The organism is Labrys sp. E2SS-1L, from assembly GCF_057073705.1.
Genome location: NZ_CP172712.1, coordinates 2,395,695 through 2,417,659 on the forward strand (window position 1 = coordinate 2,395,695; position 21,965 = coordinate 2,417,659).

Annotated in this window: 23 protein-coding genes; 10 read left to right on the forward strand and 13 right to left on the reverse strand. The window is 64.8% G+C overall.

Annotated elements, in window-relative coordinates; genetic code table 11:
* Positions 1-25: 25 nt before the first annotated feature.
* Positions 26-1,174, reverse strand: coding sequence for a M24 family metallopeptidase (locus ACIGJE_RS11095; protein WP_415083321.1), 1,149 nt, complete (start codon positions 1,172-1,174; stop codon positions 26-28).
* Between the two features lie 127 nt (positions 1,175-1,301).
* A complete protein-coding gene (gene pgeF / locus ACIGJE_RS11100) occupies positions 1,302-2,090 on the reverse strand; it encodes a peptidoglycan editing factor PgeF (RefSeq protein ID WP_415083319.1) in 789 nt (262 codons plus the stop codon).
* A 178-nt stretch (positions 2,091-2,268) separates the two neighbouring features.
* On the opposite strand from pgeF, the gene ACIGJE_RS11105 reads away from it, so the two are divergent.
* Entirely contained in the window at positions 2,269-2,844 is a 576-nt protein-coding gene (locus ACIGJE_RS11105; RefSeq protein ID WP_367624140.1) for a DUF992 domain-containing protein, read from the forward strand.
* A 90-nt stretch (positions 2,845-2,934) separates the two neighbouring features.
* Here the strand turns inward: ACIGJE_RS11105 and ACIGJE_RS11110 are convergent, their stop codons facing one another.
* Positions 2,935-4,023: a class I SAM-dependent methyltransferase gene (locus ACIGJE_RS11110; RefSeq protein WP_415083316.1), complete on the reverse strand. Its 1,089-nt coding sequence runs from the start codon at positions 4,021-4,023 to the stop codon at positions 2,935-2,937.
* Entirely contained in the window at positions 4,020-4,880 is an 861-nt protein-coding gene (lgt, locus tag ACIGJE_RS11115) for a prolipoprotein diacylglyceryl transferase (RefSeq protein ID WP_415083314.1), read from the reverse strand. Before lgt ends, ACIGJE_RS11110 begins: the two co-directional genes overlap by 4 nt.
* A gap of 196 nt (positions 4,881-5,076) precedes the next feature.
* On the opposite strand from lgt, the gene ACIGJE_RS11120 reads away from it, so the two are divergent.
* From ACIGJE_RS11120 to ACIGJE_RS11140, 5 genes are all read left to right on the forward strand, one after another.
* Entirely contained in the window at positions 5,077-5,331 is a 255-nt protein-coding gene (locus ACIGJE_RS11120; protein ID WP_068288466.1) for an accessory factor UbiK family protein, read from the forward strand.
* A 179-nt stretch (positions 5,332-5,510) separates the two neighbouring features.
* Entirely contained in the window at positions 5,511-6,011 is a 501-nt protein-coding gene (locus tag ACIGJE_RS11125; protein ID WP_105861637.1) for a type III secretion system chaperone family protein, read from the forward strand.
* A 282-nt stretch (positions 6,012-6,293) separates the two neighbouring features.
* On the forward strand, positions 6,294-7,121 hold the full coding sequence (gene proC / locus ACIGJE_RS11130; RefSeq protein WP_415083312.1) for a pyrroline-5-carboxylate reductase: 828 nt from the start codon (positions 6,294-6,296) through the stop codon (positions 7,119-7,121).
* Between the two features lie 166 nt (positions 7,122-7,287).
* Entirely contained in the window at positions 7,288-8,028 is a 741-nt protein-coding gene (locus ACIGJE_RS11135) for a TetR/AcrR family transcriptional regulator (protein WP_311933524.1), read from the forward strand.
* Positions 8,025-8,387, forward strand: coding sequence for a tRNA-binding protein (locus ACIGJE_RS11140; RefSeq protein ID WP_415083309.1), 363 nt, complete (start codon positions 8,025-8,027; stop codon positions 8,385-8,387). The genes ACIGJE_RS11135 and ACIGJE_RS11140 overlap by 4 nt, the downstream gene beginning before the upstream one ends.
* A 117-nt stretch (positions 8,388-8,504) precedes the next feature.
* On the opposite strand, the gene ACIGJE_RS11145 is transcribed toward ACIGJE_RS11140, so the two are convergent.
* A complete protein-coding gene (locus ACIGJE_RS11145; RefSeq protein ID WP_311933521.1) occupies positions 8,505-9,695 on the reverse strand; it encodes an acetyl-CoA C-acyltransferase in 1,191 nt (396 codons plus the stop codon).
* An 88-nt stretch (positions 9,696-9,783) separates the two neighbouring features.
* Between ACIGJE_RS11145 and ACIGJE_RS11150 the strand changes: the two genes are divergently transcribed.
* Both ACIGJE_RS11150 and ACIGJE_RS11155 read left to right on the forward strand, forming a co-directional pair.
* A complete protein-coding gene (locus tag ACIGJE_RS11150) occupies positions 9,784-10,608 on the forward strand; it encodes an alpha/beta fold hydrolase (protein ID WP_367624138.1) in 825 nt (274 codons plus the stop codon).
* Positions 10,598-11,206 (forward strand): TetR/AcrR family transcriptional regulator, encoded by a 609-nt coding sequence (locus ACIGJE_RS11155; RefSeq protein WP_367624137.1) that lies wholly within the window; start codon positions 10,598-10,600, stop codon positions 11,204-11,206. The genes ACIGJE_RS11150 and ACIGJE_RS11155 overlap by 11 nt, the downstream gene beginning before the upstream one ends.
* Positions 11,207-11,245: 39 nt before the next feature.
* Here ACIGJE_RS11155 and ACIGJE_RS11160 read toward each other — a convergent pair whose 3' ends face one another.
* From ACIGJE_RS11160 to ACIGJE_RS11170, 3 genes are all read right to left on the reverse strand, one after another.
* Positions 11,246-12,598, reverse strand: a complete 1,353-nt coding sequence (locus ACIGJE_RS11160) for an ATP-binding protein (RefSeq protein ID WP_311933516.1) — start codon at positions 12,596-12,598, stop codon at positions 11,246-11,248.
* A 95-nt stretch (positions 12,599-12,693) separates the two neighbouring features.
* Positions 12,694-13,407 (reverse strand): response regulator, encoded by a 714-nt coding sequence (locus ACIGJE_RS11165; protein ID WP_311933514.1) that lies wholly within the window; start codon positions 13,405-13,407, stop codon positions 12,694-12,696.
* A complete protein-coding gene (locus ACIGJE_RS11170; protein WP_311933512.1) occupies positions 13,404-13,955 on the reverse strand; it encodes a MarR family winged helix-turn-helix transcriptional regulator in 552 nt (183 codons plus the stop codon). Before ACIGJE_RS11170 ends, ACIGJE_RS11165 begins: the two co-directional genes overlap by 4 nt.
* 561 nt (positions 13,956-14,516) lie before the next feature.
* Here ACIGJE_RS11170 and ACIGJE_RS11175 point away from each other — a divergent pair.
* The gene (locus ACIGJE_RS11175; RefSeq protein ID WP_367624136.1) at positions 14,517-15,410 is read left to right on the forward strand and encodes a branched-chain amino acid aminotransferase; all 894 of its coding nucleotides are present in this window, start codon (positions 14,517-14,519) and stop codon (positions 15,408-15,410) included.
* A gap of 538 nt (positions 15,411-15,948) precedes the next feature.
* On the opposite strand, the gene ACIGJE_RS11180 is transcribed toward ACIGJE_RS11175, so the two are convergent.
* Complete coding sequence (locus ACIGJE_RS11180) at positions 15,949-16,947, reverse strand: aldo/keto reductase (RefSeq protein WP_415086060.1); 999 nt, start codon at positions 16,945-16,947, stop codon at positions 15,949-15,951.
* A gap of 94 nt (positions 16,948-17,041) precedes the next feature.
* Here ACIGJE_RS11180 and ACIGJE_RS11185 point away from each other — a divergent pair, with 94 nt between their 5' ends.
* Positions 17,042-17,932: a LysR family transcriptional regulator gene (locus ACIGJE_RS11185; protein WP_311933507.1), complete on the forward strand. Its 891-nt coding sequence runs from the start codon at positions 17,042-17,044 to the stop codon at positions 17,930-17,932.
* A gap of 9 nt (positions 17,933-17,941) precedes the next feature.
* Here the strand turns inward: ACIGJE_RS11185 and ACIGJE_RS11190 are convergent, their stop codons facing one another.
* The 4 genes from ACIGJE_RS11190 to ACIGJE_RS11205 all read right to left on the reverse strand — a co-directional run bounded on the left by ACIGJE_RS11190 (position 17,942) and on the right by ACIGJE_RS11205 (position 21,888).
* Positions 17,942-18,529 carry a dihydrofolate reductase family protein gene (locus tag ACIGJE_RS11190; RefSeq protein WP_415086058.1) on the reverse strand — a complete coding sequence of 196 codons (588 nt, stop codon included), beginning with the start codon at positions 18,527-18,529 and terminating at the stop codon, positions 17,942-17,944.
* Positions 18,530-18,554: 25 nt separating this feature from the next.
* The gene (locus tag ACIGJE_RS11195; RefSeq protein ID WP_415086056.1) at positions 18,555-19,031 is read right to left on the reverse strand and encodes an SRPBCC domain-containing protein; all 477 of its coding nucleotides are present in this window, start codon (positions 19,029-19,031) and stop codon (positions 18,555-18,557) included.
* The gene (locus ACIGJE_RS11200; protein ID WP_415086055.1) at positions 19,024-19,374 is read right to left on the reverse strand and encodes an ArsR/SmtB family transcription factor; all 351 of its coding nucleotides are present in this window, start codon (positions 19,372-19,374) and stop codon (positions 19,024-19,026) included. Before ACIGJE_RS11200 ends, ACIGJE_RS11195 begins: the two co-directional genes overlap by 8 nt.
* Before the next feature lie 174 nt (positions 19,375-19,548).
* Complete coding sequence (locus tag ACIGJE_RS11205; protein WP_483680077.1) at positions 19,549-21,888, reverse strand: heavy metal translocating P-type ATPase; 2,340 nt, start codon at positions 21,886-21,888, stop codon at positions 19,549-19,551.
* Positions 21,889-21,965: the final 77 nt, after the last annotated feature.

A 21,965-nucleotide genomic window follows, 5' to 3' on the forward strand; every position in this document is an offset into this window, starting at 1 on the left:
GCCGCTGTTCCGATGCCCAGCCGGGTCAACGCATCTGCAATCCGGCGTCGGCCCCGTTCAGCACTTCGCTGCCGTTCTCAGTGGTCAGGCTGGTCCGCCCCAGGCACATGGCGGTGCCGCTGTCGGAGTCCATCAGGATCATGTGGGCGAACATCACCATGCCCGCTTCCAACACCCAGTCATTGCCCTCGTAGAACATCGGCCGGTCCATCCAGGACGGCGTGAACTTGGCGCCGAGCGAATAGCCGCAGGCGGCGAGCCGGTGCTCCTCCAGCCCGTGCGAATCCATCACCCGGGCATGGGCGGCGAAGACATCGCCGGCCGTGCGTCCTGGCCGGATCTCGGCCTCGCAGGCGAGAAGGGCCTCATGGGCGGCGGTATAGAGTTCGCTGTGACGGGGGGAGACGTCCCCAATCGTGATCGTGCGCATCAGCGCCGCGTGGTAGTGGCGATAGACGCCGGCGAATTCCAGCGTGATCTGGTCGCGTTCGGCGAGCTTGCGGCGGCCGCTCTTGTAACGGCAGAGCAGGGCGTCGCGCCCCGAGCCGATGATGAATTCGTTGGCGGGATAGTCGCCGCCGGCCGAGAAGATGGCATTGTGCTGGGCCGCGAGGATGTCGCCCTCGTCGGCGCCGGGAAACACGGCGGCGATGCCGGCTGCATCGGCCGCGTCCGAGAGGCGCGCGGCCTCGCGCACATAGGCGATTTCTGCCGCCGACTTGACCGCCCTGAGATGGGCGACGACATCGGAAGCGTCGACCAGCTCGAAATCGCCGGCAAAAGCCGCCTCGAGCTTGCGGCCATTGGCATGGGTGAGGCCGTAGGAATCGAATTCCACGCCGATGCGGCCGCCCGTCACGCCGAGATCGCGGACCATGGCGAGGAGTTGCTGGGCCGGTGTCGCATCCCTGCGATCGGTCCAGATGCGGATGTCGGTGAGGTTGGAGGTGTGCTGGGCCTGGCGCAGATCCGCCGTGCGTGTGAGCAGCGCCATCGTGCCGTCGGCGCGCACCAGCAGGGACTGGAAGAAGCAGAAGCCGAAGGTATCGTAGCCGGTCAGCCAGTACATGCTCTCCTGGGCAAAGAGCAGCATGGCATCGAGTTTTTGCGTGGCCATCTCCGCCTGCAGGCGCTTCAGGCGCGTGGCGAACTCATCGGTCGAAAAATGTAACATGGCAGGTCCTGCCTCGAACCTCGTTCCCGATGCGTTTTGCGATTTGGTCGATTCACCAGGAATCGCAAAGACGCGTCAAACCAAAGAGTTAGAGCAAACAAACGTTCACGCCTGAACGCGCTTTGCTCTAGTGATCTGCCAGCGCGATCGCATGCAGCAGGCGGCCATAGTCTGGCTCCTTGCGATGGGTCACCCGCCGGTAGGAGAAGAAGCGCTCTTCGTCCTGATAGGTGCACAGCGCCATGTCCTCGAAGTGGCCGATGCCGGCCGCGGTGAGACGCATGGTGATATAGGCCGGCAGATCGAACATGGCATGCCCCGCATTGGGGCTCGGGCCGAAGAAGCGGGCATTGTCGGCAGCAGCCTCCAGGAATCGGGCCTTGAACTCCGGCCCGACCTCGTAGGCCGCCCGCGAGATCATGGGACCGAGCACCGCGACGATGTTGCCGCGTGTGGCGCCGAGGCCGACCATGGCGTCGAGCGTGGTTTCGAGCACACCGGTGAAGGCGCCCTTCCAGCCGGCATGAGCCGCGCCGATCACGCCGGCCTTGGCGTCTGCGAACAGGACGGGGCCGCAATCGGCGGTGGCGACAGCCAAGGCGAGGTTGCGCTCGCGCGTCACCATGGCGTCGACCTTGGGCGCGTGCTCGCGGGTCCAGGGCGCGGTGACGGTGACGACGTTGGGGGAATGCACCTGGTAGCAGGTGATGAAGCGATCGCGCGGCACGCCGAGGCTGTCGGCCATGCGGCCCCGGTTCTCGCGGACGTGATCGGGAACGTCGTCCGAGCCTGATCCACCGTTGAGCGAGGCATAGATGCCGTCCGACACGCCTCCCTGGCGCGTGAAGAAGCCGTGGCGGATGCCGGGCAGGTCGAGGGCGGCGTGCTGGAGCGCGATGGCGGGCGAATCGGTCATGGCGGCAGGATCGGGAGGAAGTGGAGGGATGTCAAACCGGCGCCCGGCGGGAAGCCGGGCCAGTCAGGATTCTGATACCGGCGATTTCGCGGCGGGAACCGTTGCGTTTTCAAGCCGTTGGTTCAAAGTGCCCTGGCATCCGGCCGCGGCCGGAGAAGATTTGTTGAATAGGTGCCCCATGAAGATCACGAAAACCTTGTCCGCATTTGCTTTGGCGGCCCTGCTGGCGCCTGCGGCGGCCGGTTCGGCCGAGGCGGCCGTCAGGACGGGAACGCTTACCTGCGACATCGGCGGTGGCATCGGCGTGGTGCTGGGATCGCGCAAGCCGGTGTCCTGCCGGTTCTCCGGCTTCAACGGCTACAGCGAACTCTATGACGGCACCATCACCAAGGTCGGCGTGGATGTCGGCTTCACCTTCGGCGGGCGTATGGTCTGGGCGGTCTTCGAGCCGTCCAACCGTCACGCGCCCCTGGGCGGCAACTATGCCGGCGTGTCGGCCGAGGCCAGCGCGGCGGTCGGCGTCGGGGCCAATGTCCTGCTCGGTGGCGGCAATGGCGGCGTGACGCTGCAGCCGATCTCGGTGCAGGGGCAGACCGGCCTCAACGCGTCGGCCGGCATCGGCAGCTTGCATATCCGCCCGGTCGCAGCGCCGGTGATCATCCAGACCGAGCGGGCCTACCGTCCCCGCCACAAGGCCCATCGCCATCACTACAAGGCGAAGAAGCATCGCAAGAGCTGCCGCTGCAAGGTGTGAGGCCTCGAGGAGCTGAGCGAAAATTGCGAAGCTCTCGCTAGCTTGCCATCACCCGGGCCTGCCTCGGTGATGGCAAGAACCATGCCTTTCTCAGCTGCGCTCGGTTCCCGGCGCCGAGACGGCCAGCACCTTGAACAGCGAACCCATGGCGCGCGGGGCGTCGTCGGTCAGGCGTTCGAGCGCCTTGGCGATCGCTTCTGCCTGTTCCGGCGTGGCATGGCGGCTGAGATTGGCAGCCATCGGGCGGATACCGAGTTCGTTGAGAAAATGGGCCTGCGTGGTGAGGATGTCGATCGCCAGATGCCGGTCGGCGGCGATGCGGGCCAGCGTCTCGAAGCAGACATGGGTGGTGAGGTCGGCCTCGCCGGGACGGGTCAGCGGATCGACGAAGGCATGGCCGGCCATGGCCTGCAGCGTGTCGCCGACGCCGAATTCGAGATGCCCGTAATCGATGATCAGGGCGGCGCCGCCGAAGCGGCCAAGGCGCGCAGAGAGGGCCGCCATCACCTGTGAACCGGCTTCCGGATATTCGACGATGGTGCCGTCGAGCGCGCCATCGGAAAGGGGAGGTGCCTGATTGGCCGGTACGGGCTCCGGGGCGAGCCCGAAGGCGAGTTCGTCATCGACCAGGCCGACCAATCTTTCATGCCAGCGCCCGCCCTGATGCACCAACTGGTGCACGGGCAGGGCATCGAAGAATTCGTTGGCGATGATGATCGATGGCCCCTCCGGCAGGCTGGCGATGTCGTCGTGCCAGGTCGGGCGGCGTCCCCCGAGGCTGTTCTCCAAGGTCTTGGCCTGGGCTTCGCGCAGGACGGGACTCGTCTCGACCAGATGGAGTGCGATGGCCTCGGCGAAGGTGGGCACGACCTTGCCGATCGCCCGCAAGGCGTCCGCCATCAGCGTGCCGCGTCCGGGCCCGAGTTCGAGCAGGTTGATCCGGGCGGGCGAGCCGAGGATCATCCAGCGATGGGCCGCCCACAGGCCGATGATCTCGCCGAACATCTGGCTGATCTCGGGAGCGGTGGTGAAATCCCCGGCGGCACCGAGCGGATCGCGCGTGATGTAGTAGCCGTGACGGGGATGGCCGAGCGCGAGCGTCATGTAGCGCGCCACGTCGATCGGCCCTTCCTGGCGGATCAGGTCCTTGATCTCGCGGGCGAGCGGGGTTTCGCTCATGCCGATTTCGGTGCGTCGGAGGCCTTGGGCGCCTCGGGACGGTGCATCAGGGCATACACCACCAGGCCAAGGCCGACCAGGACCATCGGCAGCGAATAGGCTTGTCCGACCGTCAGCACGTCCTGGATCCACCAGCCGTCCGGCTCGCGGTAGAGTTCGCTGAAGGAGCGGGCAGCGGCGTAGCCGATGCCGAACAGGCCGGCGATCAGGCCCGGCCGTTTCAAGGCACCGAAGCGCGTCATGATGGCAAACAGCACGAACAGCGCGAGGCCCTCCAGGGCAGCCTCGATCAACTGGCTCGGATAGCGCGGCGTCGGACCCTGCGGAAATATCGAGAACGGGCTCGATGGTGAGATCATGCCCCAGGACGACCCCCAGGCCGGGCGCCCCCATAGTTCGTCATTGATGAAATTGGCGATGCGGCCGAGAAACAGGCCGATCGGCGCCACGCAGGAGGCGATGTCGAGATAGGACAGGACCGGGATCTTGTTGAGCCAGGCAAACAGGATCACTGCAAGTGCCGCCCCCAGGAAACCGCCATGGAAGGCCATGCCGCCTTCCCAGACCTTGAGGATCTCGATCGGATTGGCGAGATAGTAATCGGGTTCGTAGAGCAGCATGCCGAGCCGTCCGCCGATCACCACGCCGAGCGTGACCCAGATCAGGAGGTCGTCGAATTGCAGTTTGGTGCCGGGCTGTACGAGCCAGAGCCTGGCGTTGCCGATCAGGCGGCGTCCATACCACCAGCCGCCGAGCAGGCCGAAAATATAGGCCAGCGCATACCAGCGTATGGCGAGCGGGCCGATATGGATCAGCACCGGATCGAAAGCGGGGACGATGAAATATTGCTCAGGCATGGGTGCCTTTTGGTGACTAGAGGTGACAGCGTCAAGGCAGAAGCTTCTAGGGCGTGTCGTCAGTTATGGTTTCGGGCTAGACGGGAGCGATTTTGACCTCATCTCGCTCGAAACCATAACTGACGACACGCCCTAGCGGGGCCGCACTTTTATCGAGGTCTGGCCCGTGCTATCGACGCCGCAAAGGAGTTTCGTGATGCCACAGCAATCCGGCCGTATCTATGACGAGTTCGCCAAATTGATGACCGACGCCGCCGGCGTCGCGCAGGGCGTGCGCCGGGAAGTCGACAGTGTCGTGCGCAGCCAGGCCGAACGCATCATGCGCGATCTCGACTATGTTCGACGCGATGAGTTCGATGCCGTGCGCGAGATGGCGATCAAGGCTCGCGACGAAAACGAACGCCTGGCGGCCCGTATCGCCGAACTCGAAGCCAAGCTTGCCGCGCGTTAAGCGCAAGATTGTCTCGCCGTGCGACAATAAGACCGGCGAAGAATGAGAGGCCTCCTTGTGGACGGCGGGAACGAATCCTTGCCGATTCAGCCCGAATGCCTGAACTCTCCCCACACAGGCTGCGTATCGATCGGTATTCGCAGCGCCAATGCGCCTCCTCGGAGGCGCCGGGAGTTGCAATGTCGGTAATCGAGCTCCAGAGCGAGCGGGCCGGTCATCCGGTTGATCTCGTCGAACATCTGGCGAGTCTTCATGACTGGGCCTTCGACAGACTCGGCGAAGACGAGATCTCCATCGTCGTGAAGGGGCATGGCTGCGACTATGCCGTCTCCTTCACCTGGATGGACGATATCGAGTCGCTGCATCTGGCCTGCTCCTTCGACGCCAAAATTCCCAAGCGCCGCCACGCCGATCTCCTGCAGACGATTGCGCTCGTCAACGAACAGCTGTGGGTCGGCCATTTCGACGTCTGGAATGCCGACCAGGTCATCATGTATCGCCATGCCCTGTTCCTGGCCGGCGGCGCCGAGGCCACGCCGCGCCAATGCGAAGCCCTGATCGAGATCGCGGTGGAAACCTGCGAACGTTATTTCCAGGCCTTCCAATTCGTGATCTGGGCCGGCAAGACCCCCAAGGAGGCGCTCGAAGCGGTGCTTTTCGAAACCGTGGGCGAAGCCTAGAGCGTTTTGTGATTTCCTGGAATCACCAAGAATCGCAAAGACGCGTCGAAACAATGAGTTAGAGAAAAGCAGCGGTTACGTGTAAACGCGCTTTGCTCTAGTATTCGGGGGCTTTCCGCGTCCTTGCGAGCGCAGCGAAGCAATCCGGCCCTCATAGGGTCTACACGGACATTCCTGGATTGATTCGCTGCGCTCGCAAGGACGAACCTTTTCCGGTGACCCATTGCAGCTGCGAAATAGGCGGCTGCCGAAGCCGGCTTCTTATTTGCAGGAGTTCTTCGCATGGCTGAAGCATTGGACATTGGCGGCAAGCTGCTGCTGCTGGGCGCCGGCAAGATGGGCGGGGCCATGCTGGAAGGATGGCTGAAGCTCGGCCTAGATCCGGCCCAGGTGGGGGTGATCGATCCGCATTTGCCGCCGGAGATTGCCGGAGACCTCACCGTAAAAGGTGTCGCGGTCAACCCGATGCTGGCGTCCTTCGGCACGCCGGCGGTGGTGCTCCTGGCGATCAAGCCGCAAATGATGGACGTCGCCATGGGTTCGGTCGCGCCCCTGTTCGGATCGGATACGCTGGCCGTCTCCATCATGGCAGGCAAGACCATTGCCAGCATCGCGGCATTGCTGCCGGCAGGCACGGCCATCGTGCGCGCCATGCCGAACACGCCGGCTGCCGTCGGCCGCGGTATCACCGCTGCCGTGCCGAATGCCTTCGTGACCGCCGATCAGGAACGGGCGGCCGACGCCTTGCTGCGGGCGACCGGCGCCGTGGAGTGGGTGGCGGATGAAAGCCACATCGATGCGGTGACGGCGGTTTCCGGCTCGGGGCCGGCCTATGTCTTCCATCTCGTCGAAGCCATGGCGGAGGCCGGAGCGGCGGCGGGCCTTCCGGCCGATCTCGCCATGCGGCTGGCGCGCGCCACCGTGGCGGGTTCCGGCGAATTGCTGCACCAGTCCGACCTGCAGGCCGCCACGCTGCGGCAGAACGTCACCAGCCCGGGCGGCACCACTGCGGCGGCGCTCGAAGTGCTGATGGCTGAAAACGGCCTGACGGCATTGATGAAGCGGGCAGTGGAGGCCGCTCGCCGGCGCGCGGGCGAACTCGCGTCCTGAGGGCTGGTCTCCAGATCACGAAGGCCTCTTATGTCGAGAGCCAGGTCTGAAGACATGTCCCCCAGACGGCAACACCGAACTCCTGCGGCCAACGCGCCGCATTGATCCGGTTCGCAATCGGCCTATCTTTATCGGACGGGGCACACCGAAAAACGAGGTTCGAGCCATGGTTGCCAAGCCGAAAGCCGATAATGCCGTCGATCCGCGTCAGGCCGCTGTAGAGGCCTTGCTGTCGCTATGCGCCGACAATCCCTGGGGCGAGATCGGCCTGGCCGACATTGCCGACAAGGCGGGACTGTCTCTGTCGCAATTGCGCGGCCTCTACCCCTCCAAGGGGGCCATCCTCGCTGCCTATTCGCGCCAGGTCGACCAGAAGGTGCTCGATGGCATCGATGCGGGCATGGCCGAAGAGCCGGCCCGTGAGAGGCTGTTCGACATTCTGATGCGCCGTATCGACGTGCTCTCGCCGCACAAGACTGCCATCGCCAATATTTCCAGGGCCTTCGCGCTCGATCCGCTCGCCATGGCGGCCTGGAACCGTGTCGTCACCAATTCGATGCAATGGATGCTGACGGCCGCCGATATCGACGCCGATGGCCCGATGGGAGCCGTGCGGGCGCAGGGACTGGCGCTGGCTTGGGCTCGCATCGTCAAGGTCTGGCTGAAGGACGAGGACGAAGGCCTGGCCACGACGATGAAGGAAGTCGACCGGCAGCTTCGCTCGGGCGAACGCTGGATGGAGCGGGCCGACGATCTTTGCCAGATCTTCGCGCCGTTCCGCCGCATCGCCGAACGTTCTCATGAGCGCCGTGCCCGCATGCGCGAAAGGCTGCGCGAGCGTTTTCACGATTTCGCCGAGTCGCGCCGGCGAGGCAGGGATGATCGAGACGATGCGGAGGCGGTGTGAGTAACAGCAACGGGCAGCCGGCGGCGGAGATCGGCTTCGACGATTTCCTCAAGGTCGATATTCGCATCGGCACGGTGCTGGAGGCGGTGCCCCTGGAAGGGGCCCGCAAGCCGGCCTATCGCATGCGCATCGACTTCGGCGACGAGATCGGCATCAAGGCGTCGTCCGCTCAACTCACCGTGCTCTACAGGGCCAATGAGCTGGTCGGGCGCCAGGTGATGGCTGTGGTCAATTTCCCGCCGCGCCAGATCGGCAAGTTCATGTCGCAGGTGCTGACGCTGGGCTTTCCCGGCGCCGATGGTGCTGTCGTGCTGGCGACACCCGAACGCGGTGCCCCGAACGGCTCGCGACTGTTCTGAGAGCTGGGGAAAGTGCGGAGTGGCGACCTCCCGGTCGCCATACTCTTCATCCTGAATGGGGTTTTTGGCGATGTCGACCAGGAGGTCGACACTGCAGTAACATCAAGCCGCCTCCGCTTATCCGACTCTCTCGATCGCGATGGCGGTTGCCTCGCCGCCGCCGATGCACAGCGAGGCGACGCCGCGCTTGAGGTCGTTGCGGGCCAAAGCGTGCAGCAGGGTAACGATGAGGCGCGCCCCGGTGGCACCGATGGGATGGCCGAGAGCGCAGGCCCCGCCATGGATGTTGAGACGGTCGGCCGGGATGTCGAGGTCGTGGCGGGCCGCCATCGCGACTGCGGCGAAGGCCTCGTTGATTTCGAACAGGTCGACATCGCCGACGCGCCAGCCGGTACGTTCGAGCAGTTTTCGCATGGCCGGGATCGGCGCCGTGGTGAACCAGGCCGGATCCTGGCTGTGGGTGGCATGGCCCTTGATCTCGGCGAGCACGGGCAGGCCGTCGCGCTCGGCAATGGAGCGGCGGGTGAGGACGAGTGCGGCCGCGCCATCGGCATTGGCCGAGGAACTGGCGGCGGTGATGGTGCCGTCCTTGCGGAAGGCCGGCCTGAGCTGCGGGATCTTGTCGGGTGAAACCTTGAGCGGGTTCTCGTCGTCGGCAATCAACCTGGATCCGCCTTTGCCCGGCACCTCCACCGGTGCGATCTCGGCGGCGAAAGCACCGGTTTCGATCGCCTTGCGGGCGCGGGTCAGGGTCTCCACGGCATAGGCGTCCTGGTCGTCGCGGCTGAACTGATAGGCCTCAGCCGTCGCCTCGCCGAAATCGCCCATCGGGCGGCCGCCTTCATAGGCGTCCTCCAGGCCGTCGAGCATCATGTGGTCGAGAAGGCGGTCATGGCCCATGCGGTAGCCGCTGCGTGCCTTGGCCAGCAGATAAGGCGCATTCGACATCGACTCCATGCCGCCCGTCACCACGATGTCGGCGGAACCGGCGCGAAGGAGATCGTGGCCTAGCATGGTCGCCTTCATGCCGGAACCGCACACCTTGTTGACGGTCGTTGCGCCCGTGGCGTCGGGCAGTCCCGCCTGGCGGGCGGCCTGACGGGCCGGCGCCTGGCCAAGGCCGGCCGGAAGCACGCAGCCCAGCAAGACCTCGTCCACGCGATCAGCGGCGAGGTTCGCTCTTGCCAGGGCCGCTTTCACGACATGCGCTCCGAGCACGGGGGAGGGCAGGCTGGAGAGGTCACCCTGGAAACGCCCCAGCGGTGTGCGTGTGGCGGAGACGATGACGATGGGGTCGCTGCTGGACATGGCTCAATCCTCGCTGATGCTGCGGAGTACCTATTGCATGACGAGTGACATATTATATTATGATCATAATTTAAAGAGGAGAGTGGTCATGGATCTTTCGGAACGCATCGACCCGCGCAGGCTGGCTCTGCAGATGATCACGCCCCGGCGGCTTCCCCCGCGCCCTGTCACGGTTCCCGAAGGTGCTATCCCCTTCTCCGTAGAGCATGATGGCGCCGTCATCGCCGGTTGGCGCTGGGGTCAAGGCGAACCAGTGCTCCTCGTGCATGGCTGGGAAGCCTCCCATCTCGACATGCTCGCTTTCGTGGAACCCCTGCTCGCGCGCGGTCTCGGCGTGATCGCGGTCGACCTGCCGGCTCATGGCAGCTCCGAGGGCGTCTCGGCGACCATCCCACAGATGGCCAGGGCCGTGACCGCTGTCGGCAAGGCCTGTGGGCGCCTGCATGGCGTGATCGGCCATTCCGTCGGCGGGCCGGTCCTGACCGTCGCACTGGCCGGCGGGTTGGAGGCTGGGCGCGTGGTCCTGATTGCGTCACCCGCCAATTACGGCCGTCAGATGCGGGCGGCGGCAATGGCATTGGGGGTGGTCGACACCAGGGATCTCGCCCATATGGCCGACGAACTCATCCGCCTGGGTACCGAATTGCCGATCATGGACCTGCCCAGTTTTGCCGAGCGGTTGACGCAACCGGCTCTTCTCCTCCATTCCAGGGACGATCGCGTCGTCGCCATTGGCGAAGCGCGCGAAATTGCCAGATATTGGCGCGGATCAGGATTGATCGAGCTGGACGGGCTTGGTCATGGCCGCATTCTCAGCGATGCTGGTGTGATCGGCCAGACCGTCGATTTTCTGGCCGTGGATTTTCCGGCGGCGCGATCCGTGACAGGAGGCGAGGCTGTTCATGCGCTATGACAAGGGCCATAAGGATGCGACGCACCGGCAGATTCTCGAAACCGCCGCGTTGCGCCTGTTGCGGGATGGCATCGACGGCACCGGCATTGCGCCATTGATGGCCGATGCGGGGCTGACACATGGCGGCTTCTACAGCCATTTCGCCTCGAAGGATGCCTTGGTGCGGGAAGCCGTCGCCCATACGCTGACACAACGGCGTGGCAAGCTGCGCCGCTCCGCCGAGCGCGCCGATGACCCGATCGAAGGGCTGATCCGCTATTATCTGCGTCCTATCCACCGGGATATGCCCGACAAGGGCTGCGCCATCGCCGCGCTTTCCAGTGAGATCGCGCGCCAGTCCGAGACGACCCGGGCCGTCTTCACCGAGGAACTCTTCGGCAGCATCGGCGTGGTCGCGGACGCTCTGCCCGGTGGCGATGCCGAAATGCGCCGCAGCACCGCTACCGCCATCATGGCCCTGCTGGCTGGAACGCTTCAGCTCGCGCGCGTCGTCCCCAATCCCGAACAGTCCGACGCGATCCTGGAGGACGGCATCGAAGCGGCGCTGAAGCTGGCGCGTGGCACCTCCGGTGGCGGGAAAGTCAGTACAGACAAGTAGATCGGCCAGCGCCGGGCATCTGCCGATCTTTGATCGGCATCAGACCGGGATGCGCACATTCGCACGCAGTCCGCCCAATGGGCTGGTGGCGAGGGTAATGTCGCCGCCATGGAAGCGGGCGATGTCGCGGGCGATGGCGAGGCCGAGGCCTGTCCCGCCATGATCCTGGTTGCGGGCCTCGTCCAGCCGGAAGAAAGGCTTGAACACGTCCTCGCGGCTTTCTTCGGGCACGCCGGGGCCGTCATCGTCGACGGTGACGACGAGATAGCGTTGCTCGCGCACCCCGGTGATGACGATGGTCCTGGCGAAACGCTGGGCGTTGGATACCAGGTTCGTCAGGCAGCGTCGGAAGGCGTCCGGTCGCACCACCACGATGGGATCGCCCTGGAAGCTGACCCGGGCATCCTGGCCGTGGCGTATGGCATTGGCGCGCAGCTCCTCCAGCAGGGCGGCAATGTCGGTGGCTTCGGCCTGCTCCGCTGCGTCGCCGCGCGCAAAGGCGAGATAGGCCTCCAGCATACGGCTCATCTCGTCGACGTCCTTCTGCAGATCCTCATATTCGGGGCTGCTTTCGTCGAGCAGGGCCAAGGACAGCTTGAAGCGTGTCAGGATGGTGCGCATGTCGTGCGAGACGCCGTTGAGCATGGCGGTGCGCTGCTCGAAGGCGCGCTCGACGCGCCGGCGCATCTCGATGAAGGCACTCGCGGCCTGGCGCACTTCGCGAGCCCCGCGCGGGCGGAAGTTCTGGACATCGCGCCCCTTGCCGAAATCCTGCGCGGCATTGGCGAGCTGCTGGATCGGCCGGATCTGGTTGCGCAGGAAAAGGATCGCCACCGTGATCAGGATCAGCGAGGAGCCGAGCATCCAGAGCAGATAGATATAGGAGTTGGAGGCGAAGGTCTGGCTGCGACGGGCGAAGACGCGCAGCACGGCATCATCGAGCTTGACCCGGATCTCGACGAAATCCGAGCGGCCGACCGTATCGATCCAGAAGGGCAGGCCGATGCGCATGCGGATCTCGTCCGACAGCGCCTGGTCGAGAATGTCGAAGAAGGGCCGGGCACCGCGCGGCGGCAGATCCTCGAGGGGGCGGAACTCGATGCCGAGCGCGAGCTGCTTCTGGGCCACCAACTGGAGCAGGTCCGTCGTGCCTTTGTCATGGGGCATTTGCTGGTAGAGCTCGACGATCGCCGCGATGTCCTTGGTGGTGGCGGCCGACAGCCGCGCCGTCACGCCCTGCCAATATTTCTCCATGAACATGTAGGTGACGATGGCCTGCAGCAGCACCATCGGCGTGATGATGATCAGCAGCGAGCGGGCATAGAGGCCCTTGGGCATGCGGTCGCCCAGTGCCGACAGCACGCGCCCGGGGCCGGCGGCGAGTTCTCGCATCCGGGGCAACGCAATGCGGGCGGCCTCCGACGCCCGCGACAGGCCTTTGCGGAGCAGCGCTCCGGCAGATTGAAGGGCCGGCGGACGGGACTGCATCACATGTCGACCATCAGGCGGTATCCTGTGCCGCGCACCGTCTGCAGATAGACCGGATTGCCCGGATCCTTCTCGATCTTGCGGCGCAGGCGGTTCACCTGCACGTCGACCGTGCGCTCATTGGCGATGTCGGCGGCCGAACCGGCAAGCGCCAGCCGGTCCACCGTCTCGCGCGGGATCTCGACCAGCAGGCGCAGCATGTCGCGCTCGCGTTCGGTGATGCGAACCGTCTCGCCGCCTTGCTGGAGTTCGCCGCGCGAGACATGGAAGGTGAAGTCGCCGAAGGTGACGATGTCGCGCACCGGTTCCGCCGGTGTCGGAGCAACCGCCCGCTTCAGGATATTGTTGAGGCGCAACAGCAATTCGCGCGGTTCGAACGGCTTGGGCAAATAGTCGTCGGCGCCGATCTCCAGGCCCTTGATGCGATCATCCGGATCGCCGCGTGCCGTCAGCATCAGGATCGGCACGCTGGAGCCGGTGCGGATCCAGCGGGTCAGGTCGAAACCGTTCTCGCCTGGCATCATCACATCGACAATCATCAGATCGAAGGTGATCGCCTCGATGCGCTGCCGGGCGCTGGCCGCGTGTTCGGCCGTGGTCACGCGATAGCCGTGCTCGCCGAGATAGCGCGAGAGCAGCGTGCGGATGCGGTTGTCGTCGTCGACCAGCAGGATATGGGGGGCGTCGTCGGGAAGGACGGCAACCTTGTTCATCGTTTTTCACCCCGGATCTTGTCGCCTTTGGTGACGTTGCCGCTGATGAGCCGGGCGACTTCCGCCCGCCCGTCCGGATCGACCATGGCGAACAGGAAGCGTTGCGCCAGCTCGGGGCCGGTCAGCCCGGCTTCGGCGAGTGCTCGCGCGATGCGCTGGGATTGCGTCGTTGCCAGTTCGACGGCCAGTTGCTTGCCTTTCACCGTGGTGGTCAGCAAACGCTGCCGACGATCTTCCCTGCCTTCGCGCTGCAGGATGAAGCCCTGGTCGACCAGGTCCTTCAACACCCGGGCCAGCGACTGCTTGGTGATTTTCAGAATATCCAGCAATTCGGCGACAGTAAGATCGGGATTGCGGTCGACGAAATGCAGCACGCGATGGTGGGCCCGCCCAAAACCATAGGCTTCGAGGGCATGGTCGGGATCGGCAACGAAGTCGCGATAGGCGAAGAAGAAGAGTTCGATCAGCTCATAAAGCGGGGGCTCGCCCTGCTCGGTTTCCGAGCGTGGCGTGGAGGCAGGGGAGAACGAGAAATTTACGTCAGCCATATTGACATATTTTCGTCAGATCGTTACGCAAACCGGGCTCAGCGCGAAAGGATGTTCCGCCGGAGCGTTTCTCGATTTGGCAGAATTGCCAAGAATCGCAAAGACGCATCGAACCAAAGAGTTAGAGCAAAATAGCGTTTCCGTCTAAACGCGCTTTGCTCTGGAACGGGTGGATATCTCAACGCGCGAGGCGCGGTGCCGTTTCCGGCACGAAACATAAGGGGATTTGCCCCCCGACGCAAAAGCGACGGTTGCCATTATCCAGCCACGTCCCGAGCGAAAAAGACGCTCGCGGCGAACGGAACAGTTTCCGCAACTGCCCGCCAATGGCTATAACATTGCGGTTACCAAGCTGTCTTGCGCCCCGGTGAAATCGCCAGGGGATGCAGGGCTCCGCAAATGGAGCAAGTCGGCGTTTTGCCATTTGCTCCAACACGTTTTGCGATTCGACGGAAACGCCAGGAATCGCCGAGACGTGTCGAACCGAAGAGTAAGAGCAAGCAAGCGTTTTCGCCAAGACGCACTTTGCTCGAGGAAGCGCTAAGCGCTGGAGGATGTGTCATGTCGATGTTGCCCTTCGATCAACGCGATGGCTTTATCTGGCTGGATGGCCAGATGCTGGCCTGGGGCGATGCCAAGCTTCATGTTCTTTCGCATGGGCTGCACTATGGCGGTGCCGTCTTCGAGGGCGAGCGTTCCTATGGCGGCAAGATCTTCAAGTCCTCCGAGCATTCCGCACGCTTCAAGCGTTCTGCCGAGATTCTTGATTTCGCCATTCCCTATTCGGTCGAGGAACTCGATGCCGCCAAGCAGGCCGTGCTCGACAAGAACGGCCTGAAGGATGCTTATGTCAGGCCGGTGGCCTGGCGTGGCTCGGAAATGATGGCCGTGGCCGCCCAGCATGCCACCATCCACACCGCCATCGCCGTGTGGGAATGGCCGAGCATGTTCGACATGGCGACCAAGATGAAGGGTATTCGCCTCGACGTGGCCGAATATCGCCGGCCCGATCCGAAGACGGCACCTTCCTTGTCGAAGGCCGCCGGCCTCTACATGATCTGCACCATCTCCAAGCATCGTGCCGAGCGTCGCGGTTATGCCGATGCGCTGATGTATGACTGGCAGGGCCGTGTGGCCGAATGCACCGGTGCCAATGTCTTCTTCATCCAGGACGGCAAGATCCACACCCCGATCGCCGACTGCTTCCTGGACGGCATCACCCGCCGCACGGTGATCGATCTTGCCAAGGCCCGCGGTCTGGACGTGATCGAACGGCGCATCATGCCGGACGAACTCGGCAGCTTCAGCGAGTGCTTCCTCACCGGCACGGCAGCAGAGGTCACGCCGGTCAGCGAGATCCTCGAACATCGCTACACGCCCGGCACCATCACTCGCAGCCTGATCGAAGACTTCAATCAGGCGGTGCGCCCTGAGAGCCAGTCGGCTGCGGCCTGACGGAGCTGAGACCGGCGAGACGAAGCAAGGAGGCAGGCCGCGAGCCTGCCTTTTGCATTGAAAGCGCCCAAACAACGCTGCCTGTTGCCAGGACAACAGCGGGAACCCGGGCGCCATGCTGGGATGGATGAGGGGGCGGCCATGATGGGAGCGCGAGCGATGCGGGCAATTCGGTATCTGTCCCTTGGCATGGCGGCGGCGGTCATTTTCGCTGGCGCCTTTGCTCCGGCAGTAGGTCTTGCGCGCGACCGGTTGCAAACACTGCGTCTGGCGCCGCTTCGGATCATGTGCATCCGGGCGCCATGTCCCTGGGGCGAAATGGCGATCCAGCCGGTGGATGCGGCCGACTCGCCGCACCCGCTCTACCGAGGCCCGCTGCCCCGGCTGCAGGCAAGGCCCGCGGATGTCGCCGCGATCCGCCGTACTTGGCGCCAGCGGTCTTGTCTGATCGTCCGGGGACATCTGGACAGGGCCGGCGCCGGCCAGGGTGTGCTTTTGCAGGTATCGCGCGTCCTGAGGCGATGCTGATTGCTTTGTCTCACGAGGCGTCGACCAGCGCCATGGCTTCCGGCATGTAGCGCTCGCCGCTGACGCTGGCAGGCGGCATGGCTTCGTCGATGGCGGCAAGATCGGCTGCGGTGAGGGTGATTGTGGCCGCCGCCGCATTGTCCTCCAGATGAGGCAAGCGCCGGGCTCCAGGGATCGGCACGATGAAATCGCCCTGATGCAGTACCCAGGCCAGGGCGAGCTGGGCTGGGGTCACCCCCTTGCTCTCGGCGATGTGGCCAAACTTCGCCAGCAGGAGCCGGTTCGCCGCCATGTTGTCTTCCTGGAAGCGCGGCAGGGATTTGCGCCAGTCGTCTTCGGCGAGCGTGCTGTGATCGCGGATCGTGCCGGTCAGCAGGCCGCGGCCCAGCGGGCTGTAGGGCACGAAGCCGATGCCGAGTTCCCGGCAGACCGGCAACACCTCCGCCTCGACATCGCGGCTCCACAGCGAATATTCCGTCTGGACCGCGGCAATCGGATGGACGGCATGGGCGCGCCGGATGGTCGTTGCGCCGGCCTCCGACAGGCCGAGGGCCTTGACCTTGCCCTCTTTCACCAGGTCCGCCATGGCCCCGACCGTGTCCTCGATCGGCACGGCGGGATCGACACGATGCTGGTAGAATAGGTCGATGACCTCGATGCCGAGGCGGCGAAGCGAGGCCTCGGCAACGGCGCGCACATGTTCGGGACGGCTGTCCACACCGATGATACGGTCACGATCCTGGCCTTCCGGGGCAATGCGGAAACCGAATTTGGTCGCGATCACCACCTTGTTCCTGACCCCCTTCAACGCCTTGCCGACGAGCTCCTCATTGGTGAAGGGTCCGTAGACCTCGGCGGTATCGAAGAGGGTGATGCCGAGATCGATGGCGCGATGCAGCGTGCGGATGGCATCCGCCTCGGCCTGGCCGCCATAGGCAAAGCTCATGCCCATGCAGCCAAGGCCGATGGCGGAAACGCTGAGCTCGGTGCCGAGTTGGCGTGTCTTCATGATGTGGTCCTCCGTAATATCGGCGACCATGCACCTCATTGAGTTGTTCGATAATCCATGCTTTTTTAAATGGCTTGTTTTGTATAACTGAACAATGAAACGGACCGATCTCCCTGGCCTCGTCATCCTCTCGGCCATCGCCGAGCAGCGCAGCTTTCGTGCCGCGGCCCGCAAGCTCGGCATGTCGGTCTCGGCCGTCAGCCAGGCGATCACAGGTCTTGAAGAAAGTCTCGGCGTGCGGCTGCTGGCCCGCACGACCCGCAGCGTCGCGCCCACCGCTGCCGGGGAACGCTTGCTGGGGCACCTGCAGCCGGCGCTCGCTTCGATCGAGGAGGCGCTCGAACAGGCGAGCGCTTCGCAGGCGGACATCGCCGGGAAGCTGCGCTTCAGCGCGCCGCGCTCGGCCGTGCAGCATGTGCTGCTGCCGCTGGCCCTGCGTTTCATGCGCCGATATCCCGCGGTGAGCGTGGAAATCCTGGCCCAGGATGCCTTCACCGATATCGTGGCGTCGGGTTTCGACGCCGGCATACGGTTCGGCGAAAGCCTGCAGCAGGACATGATCGCCGTGCCGCTCGGCGGCCCGCTGCGCTTTGCCATCGTCGGTGCGCCCGGCTATCTCGATGGCCGGCACAGGCCGGAACTGCCCGCCGATCTCCACGATCACGATTGCATCCAGCGCCGCTTCACCGATGGCTCCCTCTATCGCTGGGAGCTCGAACGGGACGGCAAGGCCATCGAACTGGCAGTGACGGGCAGCCTCATCGTCAATGACGACGCCCTGATGCTCGATGCAGCTTTGGCGGGGCAGGGGCTGGCTCTGCTGATCGAGGGGCTCGTGGCGGAGGCGCTTGCCCAAGGCAGGCTCGTGCGCCTCATGGAGGATTGGTGCCCGGCCTTTCCGGGTCTCTTCCTCTACTATCCCAGCCGGCGCTTGATGCGTCCGGCCTTGCGCGCCTTCGTCGATTTCCTGAAGACGGAGGCGTAGTCGAAGCCGTTACAGCTTGGCGTAGTGCAGCACCGCCACGCCGCAGGGGAAGGGGCGGGCGTCGACCAGCTTGAGGCGCGTCGTCCTGTGCAACGCGCCGAGCACGGGCTTGCCATTACCGAGCAGGGCCGGATTGACGATAAAGTGGAATTCGTCGATCAGCCCGGCCTCGACCAGGGACGAGACCAGGATGGGGCCGCCATAGACGATGATGTCCTTGCCGGGCTCGCGCTTGAGGCGGTTGACCTCCTCGGCGAGACCCGATCTGGCAATTTCGGTATGGGTCCAGCGCGACTCCTTCAAAGTGCGGCTGAAGACGATCTTGCGCATGTCGCCGATCGCCCTGGCGAAACTTGACTGGGGGCTGGCGGAATCCTCCGCAACCGTCTGCCAGTGCTGGTGAAAGCCTTCCTCGGCCATCATCCGGCTGAGCAGGATGCAATCGGAGGACGCGGTCAGCGCCTCGTGATAGTGCCTGAGTTCTGTATCCCAGCCCCAGTCGGGCGCCCAGTTCCACACCATCCAGTCATTATTGCCATCCTGGCTCGAACTGAAACCATCGACGGAGATCTGCATTTCCAGCTTGAGTTTGCGCATGGCGTGGCCTCGCTGTGGGAAAGTTTCAGGGCGCCACCTCGGCCAGATAGGCTTCGAGCCTATCAAAGCTCTGGCTCCAGCCTTCGCCATGGCCGTCCCGCGAGGCGAGGGTAGTGAAGACGGCCTGGTGGAAACGCATCAAGGTCTGGCCGTCTTCCTCCTTGAAGGTGACGGTGACGATGGTCTCGGGGCCGGCATTGCCGTCGTCGTCCTCCCAGGCATGGGTGAAGACGAGGCGAGCCGGCGGTTCGACCGCCAGATAGGTGCCGCGAACCCAATGATCGCTGCCATCAGGCGCATGCAGACAAGTGCGATAGACACCACCCGGGCTGCAGTCGAACTTGTCCGAGGTCGCGGTGAAGCCCTTGGGGCCGGGCCAGCGCATCAGGTGCTGCGGCTCCGTCCAGGCCTTGAATACTAGATCGCGCGGCGCCTTGAACAGGCGGGTGATGACGAGTTCGTGTTCGCTGGCTGCCTGCGCGGCGTTGAGGGCGCTAGTCATGCTTGTCGTCCTTGTCGTTTCCGCGGGCCTGAAGGTCGGCGAGATAATCCTCAAGACGGTCGAAACTGTCGTCCCAGAAGCGGCGATAGTGCTGGACCCAGTCGAAGGCGTCCCGAAGCGGGCCCGGCTCGAGCCGGCAGGGTCGCCATTGCGCCGTCCGGCCACGGCTGATGAGCCCGGCCTTTTCCAGGACCTTGAGATGTTTGGAGATCGCCGGCTGGGTCAGCGTGAAGGGCTCCGACAGCTCCATGACGGTGGCTTCACCCTGGGACAGCCGGGCGAGAATGGCCCGGCGCGTCGGATCGGCCAGGGCCGAGAAGGTGTCGCTGAGATGGTCGGGCATCGTATATAGCCATCTAGTTAATTAACCTTATGGCTATATACGATTGTTGGCAAGAGAGGTCAAGCGGCAGATTCTATGTCGACTAAGGTGCTGAGACCCCTCATCCCCCTACCGGGACCTTCTCCCGCAAGGGGAGAAGGGGTGATGCACGACCTGAAAAGACCGCGTCCTGCCTCAGCCGGCTTTTGCCCGCAGCAGGCGCAGCGCGTTCATGGTGACCAGCACGGTCGCGCCGGTATCGGCGAGGATGGCCGGCCACAGGCCGGTGATGCCGGCAATGGTGGTGACCAGGAACACGGCCTTCAGGCCGAGCGCCATCGTGATGTTCTGATGGATGTTCGTCATGGTCCGGCGCGACAGCGAGACCATGCCGGCCACGTCGCTGACGCGCCCATGCAGCACGGCGGCATCGGCCGTCTCCAGGGCGACGTCGGTGCCGCCGCCCATGGCTATGCCGATATCGGCCGCCGCCAGCGCTGGCGCGTCATTGATGCCATCGCCGACCTTGGCCACCGTCAACCCCTGCGCCTTGAGCTCGTTGACGATGCGCTGCTTGTCCTGCGGCAGGAGTTCGGCATGCACTTCCAGCCCGAGCTTGCTGCCGATCGCCTGGGCCGTGCGGGCATTGTCGCCCGTGAGCATCAGGGTACGCACGCCGGCCGCACGCAGGGCCGAAAGCCCGGCGATGGCGTCCTCGCGCGGCTCGTCGCGCATGGCGATCAGCCCCGCAGGCACGCCGCCGGCCAGCAGGACCGAGACGGTTTTGCCATCCTGGTTGAAGGCTTCGATGCGCGTCACGATGTCCGCGGGAAGCGCCGTCTCGCTGGCCGCAGCCTTGGGCGAGCCGAGGAAGAGGGCGAGGCCATCGATGCTGCCGGTGACGCCCTTGCCGCCCAATGCCTTGGAGTCCCGGGCGACGGGGGCGAGGACGTTGCGTTCGGCCGCCTTGGCCAGGATGGCGGTGGCGAGCGGGTGGTTGGAACCGGCCTCCAGGGCCGCGGCAAGCCGCAGTACCTCGGCTTCCTCGCGGCCGAACGGCACGATGTCGGTCACCTTGGGCTTGCCCTCGGTGAGCGTGCCGGTCTTGTCGAAGGCGGCGGCGGTGATCTTGCCCACGGTCTCGAGCACGGCGCCGCCCTTCATCAGGAGACCACGGCGCGCACCGGCCGAGAGCGAGGCGGCGATGGCGGCCGGCGTCGAGATGACCAGGGCGCAGGGGCAGCCGATCAGGAGGATCGCCAGGCCCTTGTAGATCCACTCGTTCCAGGAAGCGCCGCCGAGGAGGGGAGGCAGGATGGCCACCAGGGCCGCGACCACCACCACGCCCGGGGTGTAATAGCGCGAGAAACGATCGATGAAGCGCTCGGTCGGCGCCTTGCTCTCCTGAGCTTCCTCGACGAGCTTGATCACCCGGGCAATGGTGTTGTCGGCAGCGCTGGCCGTCACGCGGATGCGCAGGGCGCCGTCGCCATTGACGGTGCCGGCGAAAACCGTGTCGGCGGTCTCCCTGCGCTTGGGCGTGCTTTCGCCGGTGACCGGCGCCTCATCGATGGCGCTCTCGCCCGAGACGATGACGCCGTCGGCGGGAATGCGGTCGCCCGGTCGCACCAGGATCACGGCGCCGACGGCAAGCGTTTCGGCCGGCACCTCCTTGGTGCGTCCTTCTTCTTCGAGAAGGGCGGTCTTGGGCACCAGGCTGGCAAGAGACTGGATGCTGGCGCGCGCCTTTCCGGCCGCGACGCCCTCCAGGAGCTCGCCGACCAGGAAGAGAAAGACCACGGCGGCGCCTTCCTCGGCCGCCCCGATGATCACCGCGCCCACGGCGGCGATGGTCATCAGCATCTCGATGGTGAAGGGCATGCCATAGCGAGCCGCCACGAAGGCGCGCCGCGCGATCGGAACGAGGCCGACCAGCATGGCGATGTCGAAGGCCCAGACCGCGATCGAAGGAAAGAGATGGCCGATGCCATAGGCGGCCACCAGCGCGACGCCGGCGGCAATGGTGAGCTGGCCCTTGCCCGAGCGCCACCAGGGACCGGAAGAAGGGCCGTGGTCATGGCCATGCAGGCCGGCGAGGGCAGGTGCCTCGCTTTGGGCGCCATGATCATGTTTGCCATGATCGTGTTTGCCGTGGTCGTGGCCGGCATGATCGTCATGGTCATCATGATCATCATGGTCGTGATCGTGGACGTGCCCCGCATGAGCATGGTCGTGACCGGAGCAGGCGCCGTGATCATGGTCGTGCTTATGATCGTGATCTGGCTTCGCTCCCACGGTCGTCGGCGCTGCGCTGGCCAGGGGAGAAACCTTGTAGCCGAGGCGACGGACCCTATCCTCGACCGCGCCGAGATCCTGGCCGTCGCCATGCTTGACCGTCATCGTGCCTGCCGTCACCGACACCGAGACGTCCTCCACGCCGGTGACGCCGCGCACGGCCTTGTCGATCTTGCTGGCGCAGGAGGCACAGTCCATGCCCTCCACGCGGTAACGGGTCTGGATCGCAGCGATAGCCATTTCGAGTCTCGCATTTCGAATGGGTTGCATCTTCTGCGAAGGCAACTACATCCTCTAGTGGCTAGAGGAGCAAGCGG

Excerpts from the sequence above, each read along its gene's own strand:
- ACIGJE_RS11095 (WP_415083321.1), bottom strand. The coding sequence starts at position 1,174 with ATGTTACATTTTTCGACCGATGAGTTCGCCACGCGCCTGAAGCGCCTG.
- pgeF (WP_415083319.1), bottom strand. The coding sequence starts at position 2,090 with ATGACCGATTCGCCCGCCATCGCGCTCCAGCACGCCGCCCTCGACCTG.
- ACIGJE_RS11105 (WP_367624140.1), top strand. The coding sequence starts at position 2,269 with ATGAAGATCACGAAAACCTTGTCCGCATTTGCTTTGGCGGCCCTGCTG.
- ACIGJE_RS11110 (WP_415083316.1), bottom strand. The coding sequence starts at position 4,023 with ATGAGCGAAACCCCGCTCGCCCGCGAGATCAAGGACCTGATCCGCCAG.
- lgt (WP_415083314.1), bottom strand. The coding sequence starts at position 4,880 with ATGCCTGAGCAATATTTCATCGTCCCCGCTTTCGATCCGGTGCTGATC.
- ACIGJE_RS11120 (WP_068288466.1), top strand. The coding sequence starts at position 5,077 with ATGCCACAGCAATCCGGCCGTATCTATGACGAGTTCGCCAAATTGATG.
- ACIGJE_RS11125 (WP_105861637.1), top strand. The coding sequence starts at position 5,511 with ATGTCGGTAATCGAGCTCCAGAGCGAGCGGGCCGGTCATCCGGTTGAT.
- proC (WP_415083312.1), top strand. The coding sequence starts at position 6,294 with ATGGCTGAAGCATTGGACATTGGCGGCAAGCTGCTGCTGCTGGGCGCC.
- ACIGJE_RS11135 (WP_311933524.1), top strand. The coding sequence starts at position 7,288 with ATGGTTGCCAAGCCGAAAGCCGATAATGCCGTCGATCCGCGTCAGGCC.
- ACIGJE_RS11145 (WP_311933521.1), bottom strand. The coding sequence starts at position 9,695 with ATGTCCAGCAGCGACCCCATCGTCATCGTCTCCGCCACACGCACACCG.
- ACIGJE_RS11150 (WP_367624138.1), top strand. The coding sequence starts at position 9,784 with ATGGATCTTTCGGAACGCATCGACCCGCGCAGGCTGGCTCTGCAGATG.
- ACIGJE_RS11155 (WP_367624137.1), top strand. The coding sequence starts at position 10,598 with ATGCGCTATGACAAGGGCCATAAGGATGCGACGCACCGGCAGATTCTC.
- ACIGJE_RS11160 (WP_311933516.1), bottom strand. The coding sequence starts at position 12,598 with ATGCGAGAACTCGCCGCCGGCCCCGGGCGCGTGCTGTCGGCACTGGGC.
- ACIGJE_RS11165 (WP_311933514.1), bottom strand. The coding sequence starts at position 13,407 with ATGAACAAGGTTGCCGTCCTTCCCGACGACGCCCCCCATATCCTGCTG.
- ACIGJE_RS11170 (WP_311933512.1), bottom strand. The coding sequence starts at position 13,955 with ATGGCTGACGTAAATTTCTCGTTCTCCCCTGCCTCCACGCCACGCTCG.
- ACIGJE_RS11175 (WP_367624136.1), top strand. The coding sequence starts at position 14,517 with ATGTCGATGTTGCCCTTCGATCAACGCGATGGCTTTATCTGGCTGGAT.
- ACIGJE_RS11180 (WP_415086060.1), bottom strand. The coding sequence starts at position 16,947 with ATGAAGACACGCCAACTCGGCACCGAGCTCAGCGTTTCCGCCATCGGC.
- ACIGJE_RS11185 (WP_311933507.1), top strand. The coding sequence starts at position 17,042 with ATGAAACGGACCGATCTCCCTGGCCTCGTCATCCTCTCGGCCATCGCC.
- ACIGJE_RS11190 (WP_415086058.1), bottom strand. The coding sequence starts at position 18,529 with ATGCGCAAACTCAAGCTGGAAATGCAGATCTCCGTCGATGGTTTCAGT.
- ACIGJE_RS11195 (WP_415086056.1), bottom strand. The coding sequence starts at position 19,031 with ATGACTAGCGCCCTCAACGCCGCGCAGGCAGCCAGCGAACACGAACTC.
- ACIGJE_RS11200 (WP_415086055.1), bottom strand. The coding sequence starts at position 19,374 with ATGCCCGACCATCTCAGCGACACCTTCTCGGCCCTGGCCGATCCGACG.
- ACIGJE_RS11205 (WP_483680077.1), bottom strand. The coding sequence starts at position 21,888 with ATGGCTATCGCTGCGATCCAGACCCGTTACCGCGTGGAGGGCATGGAC.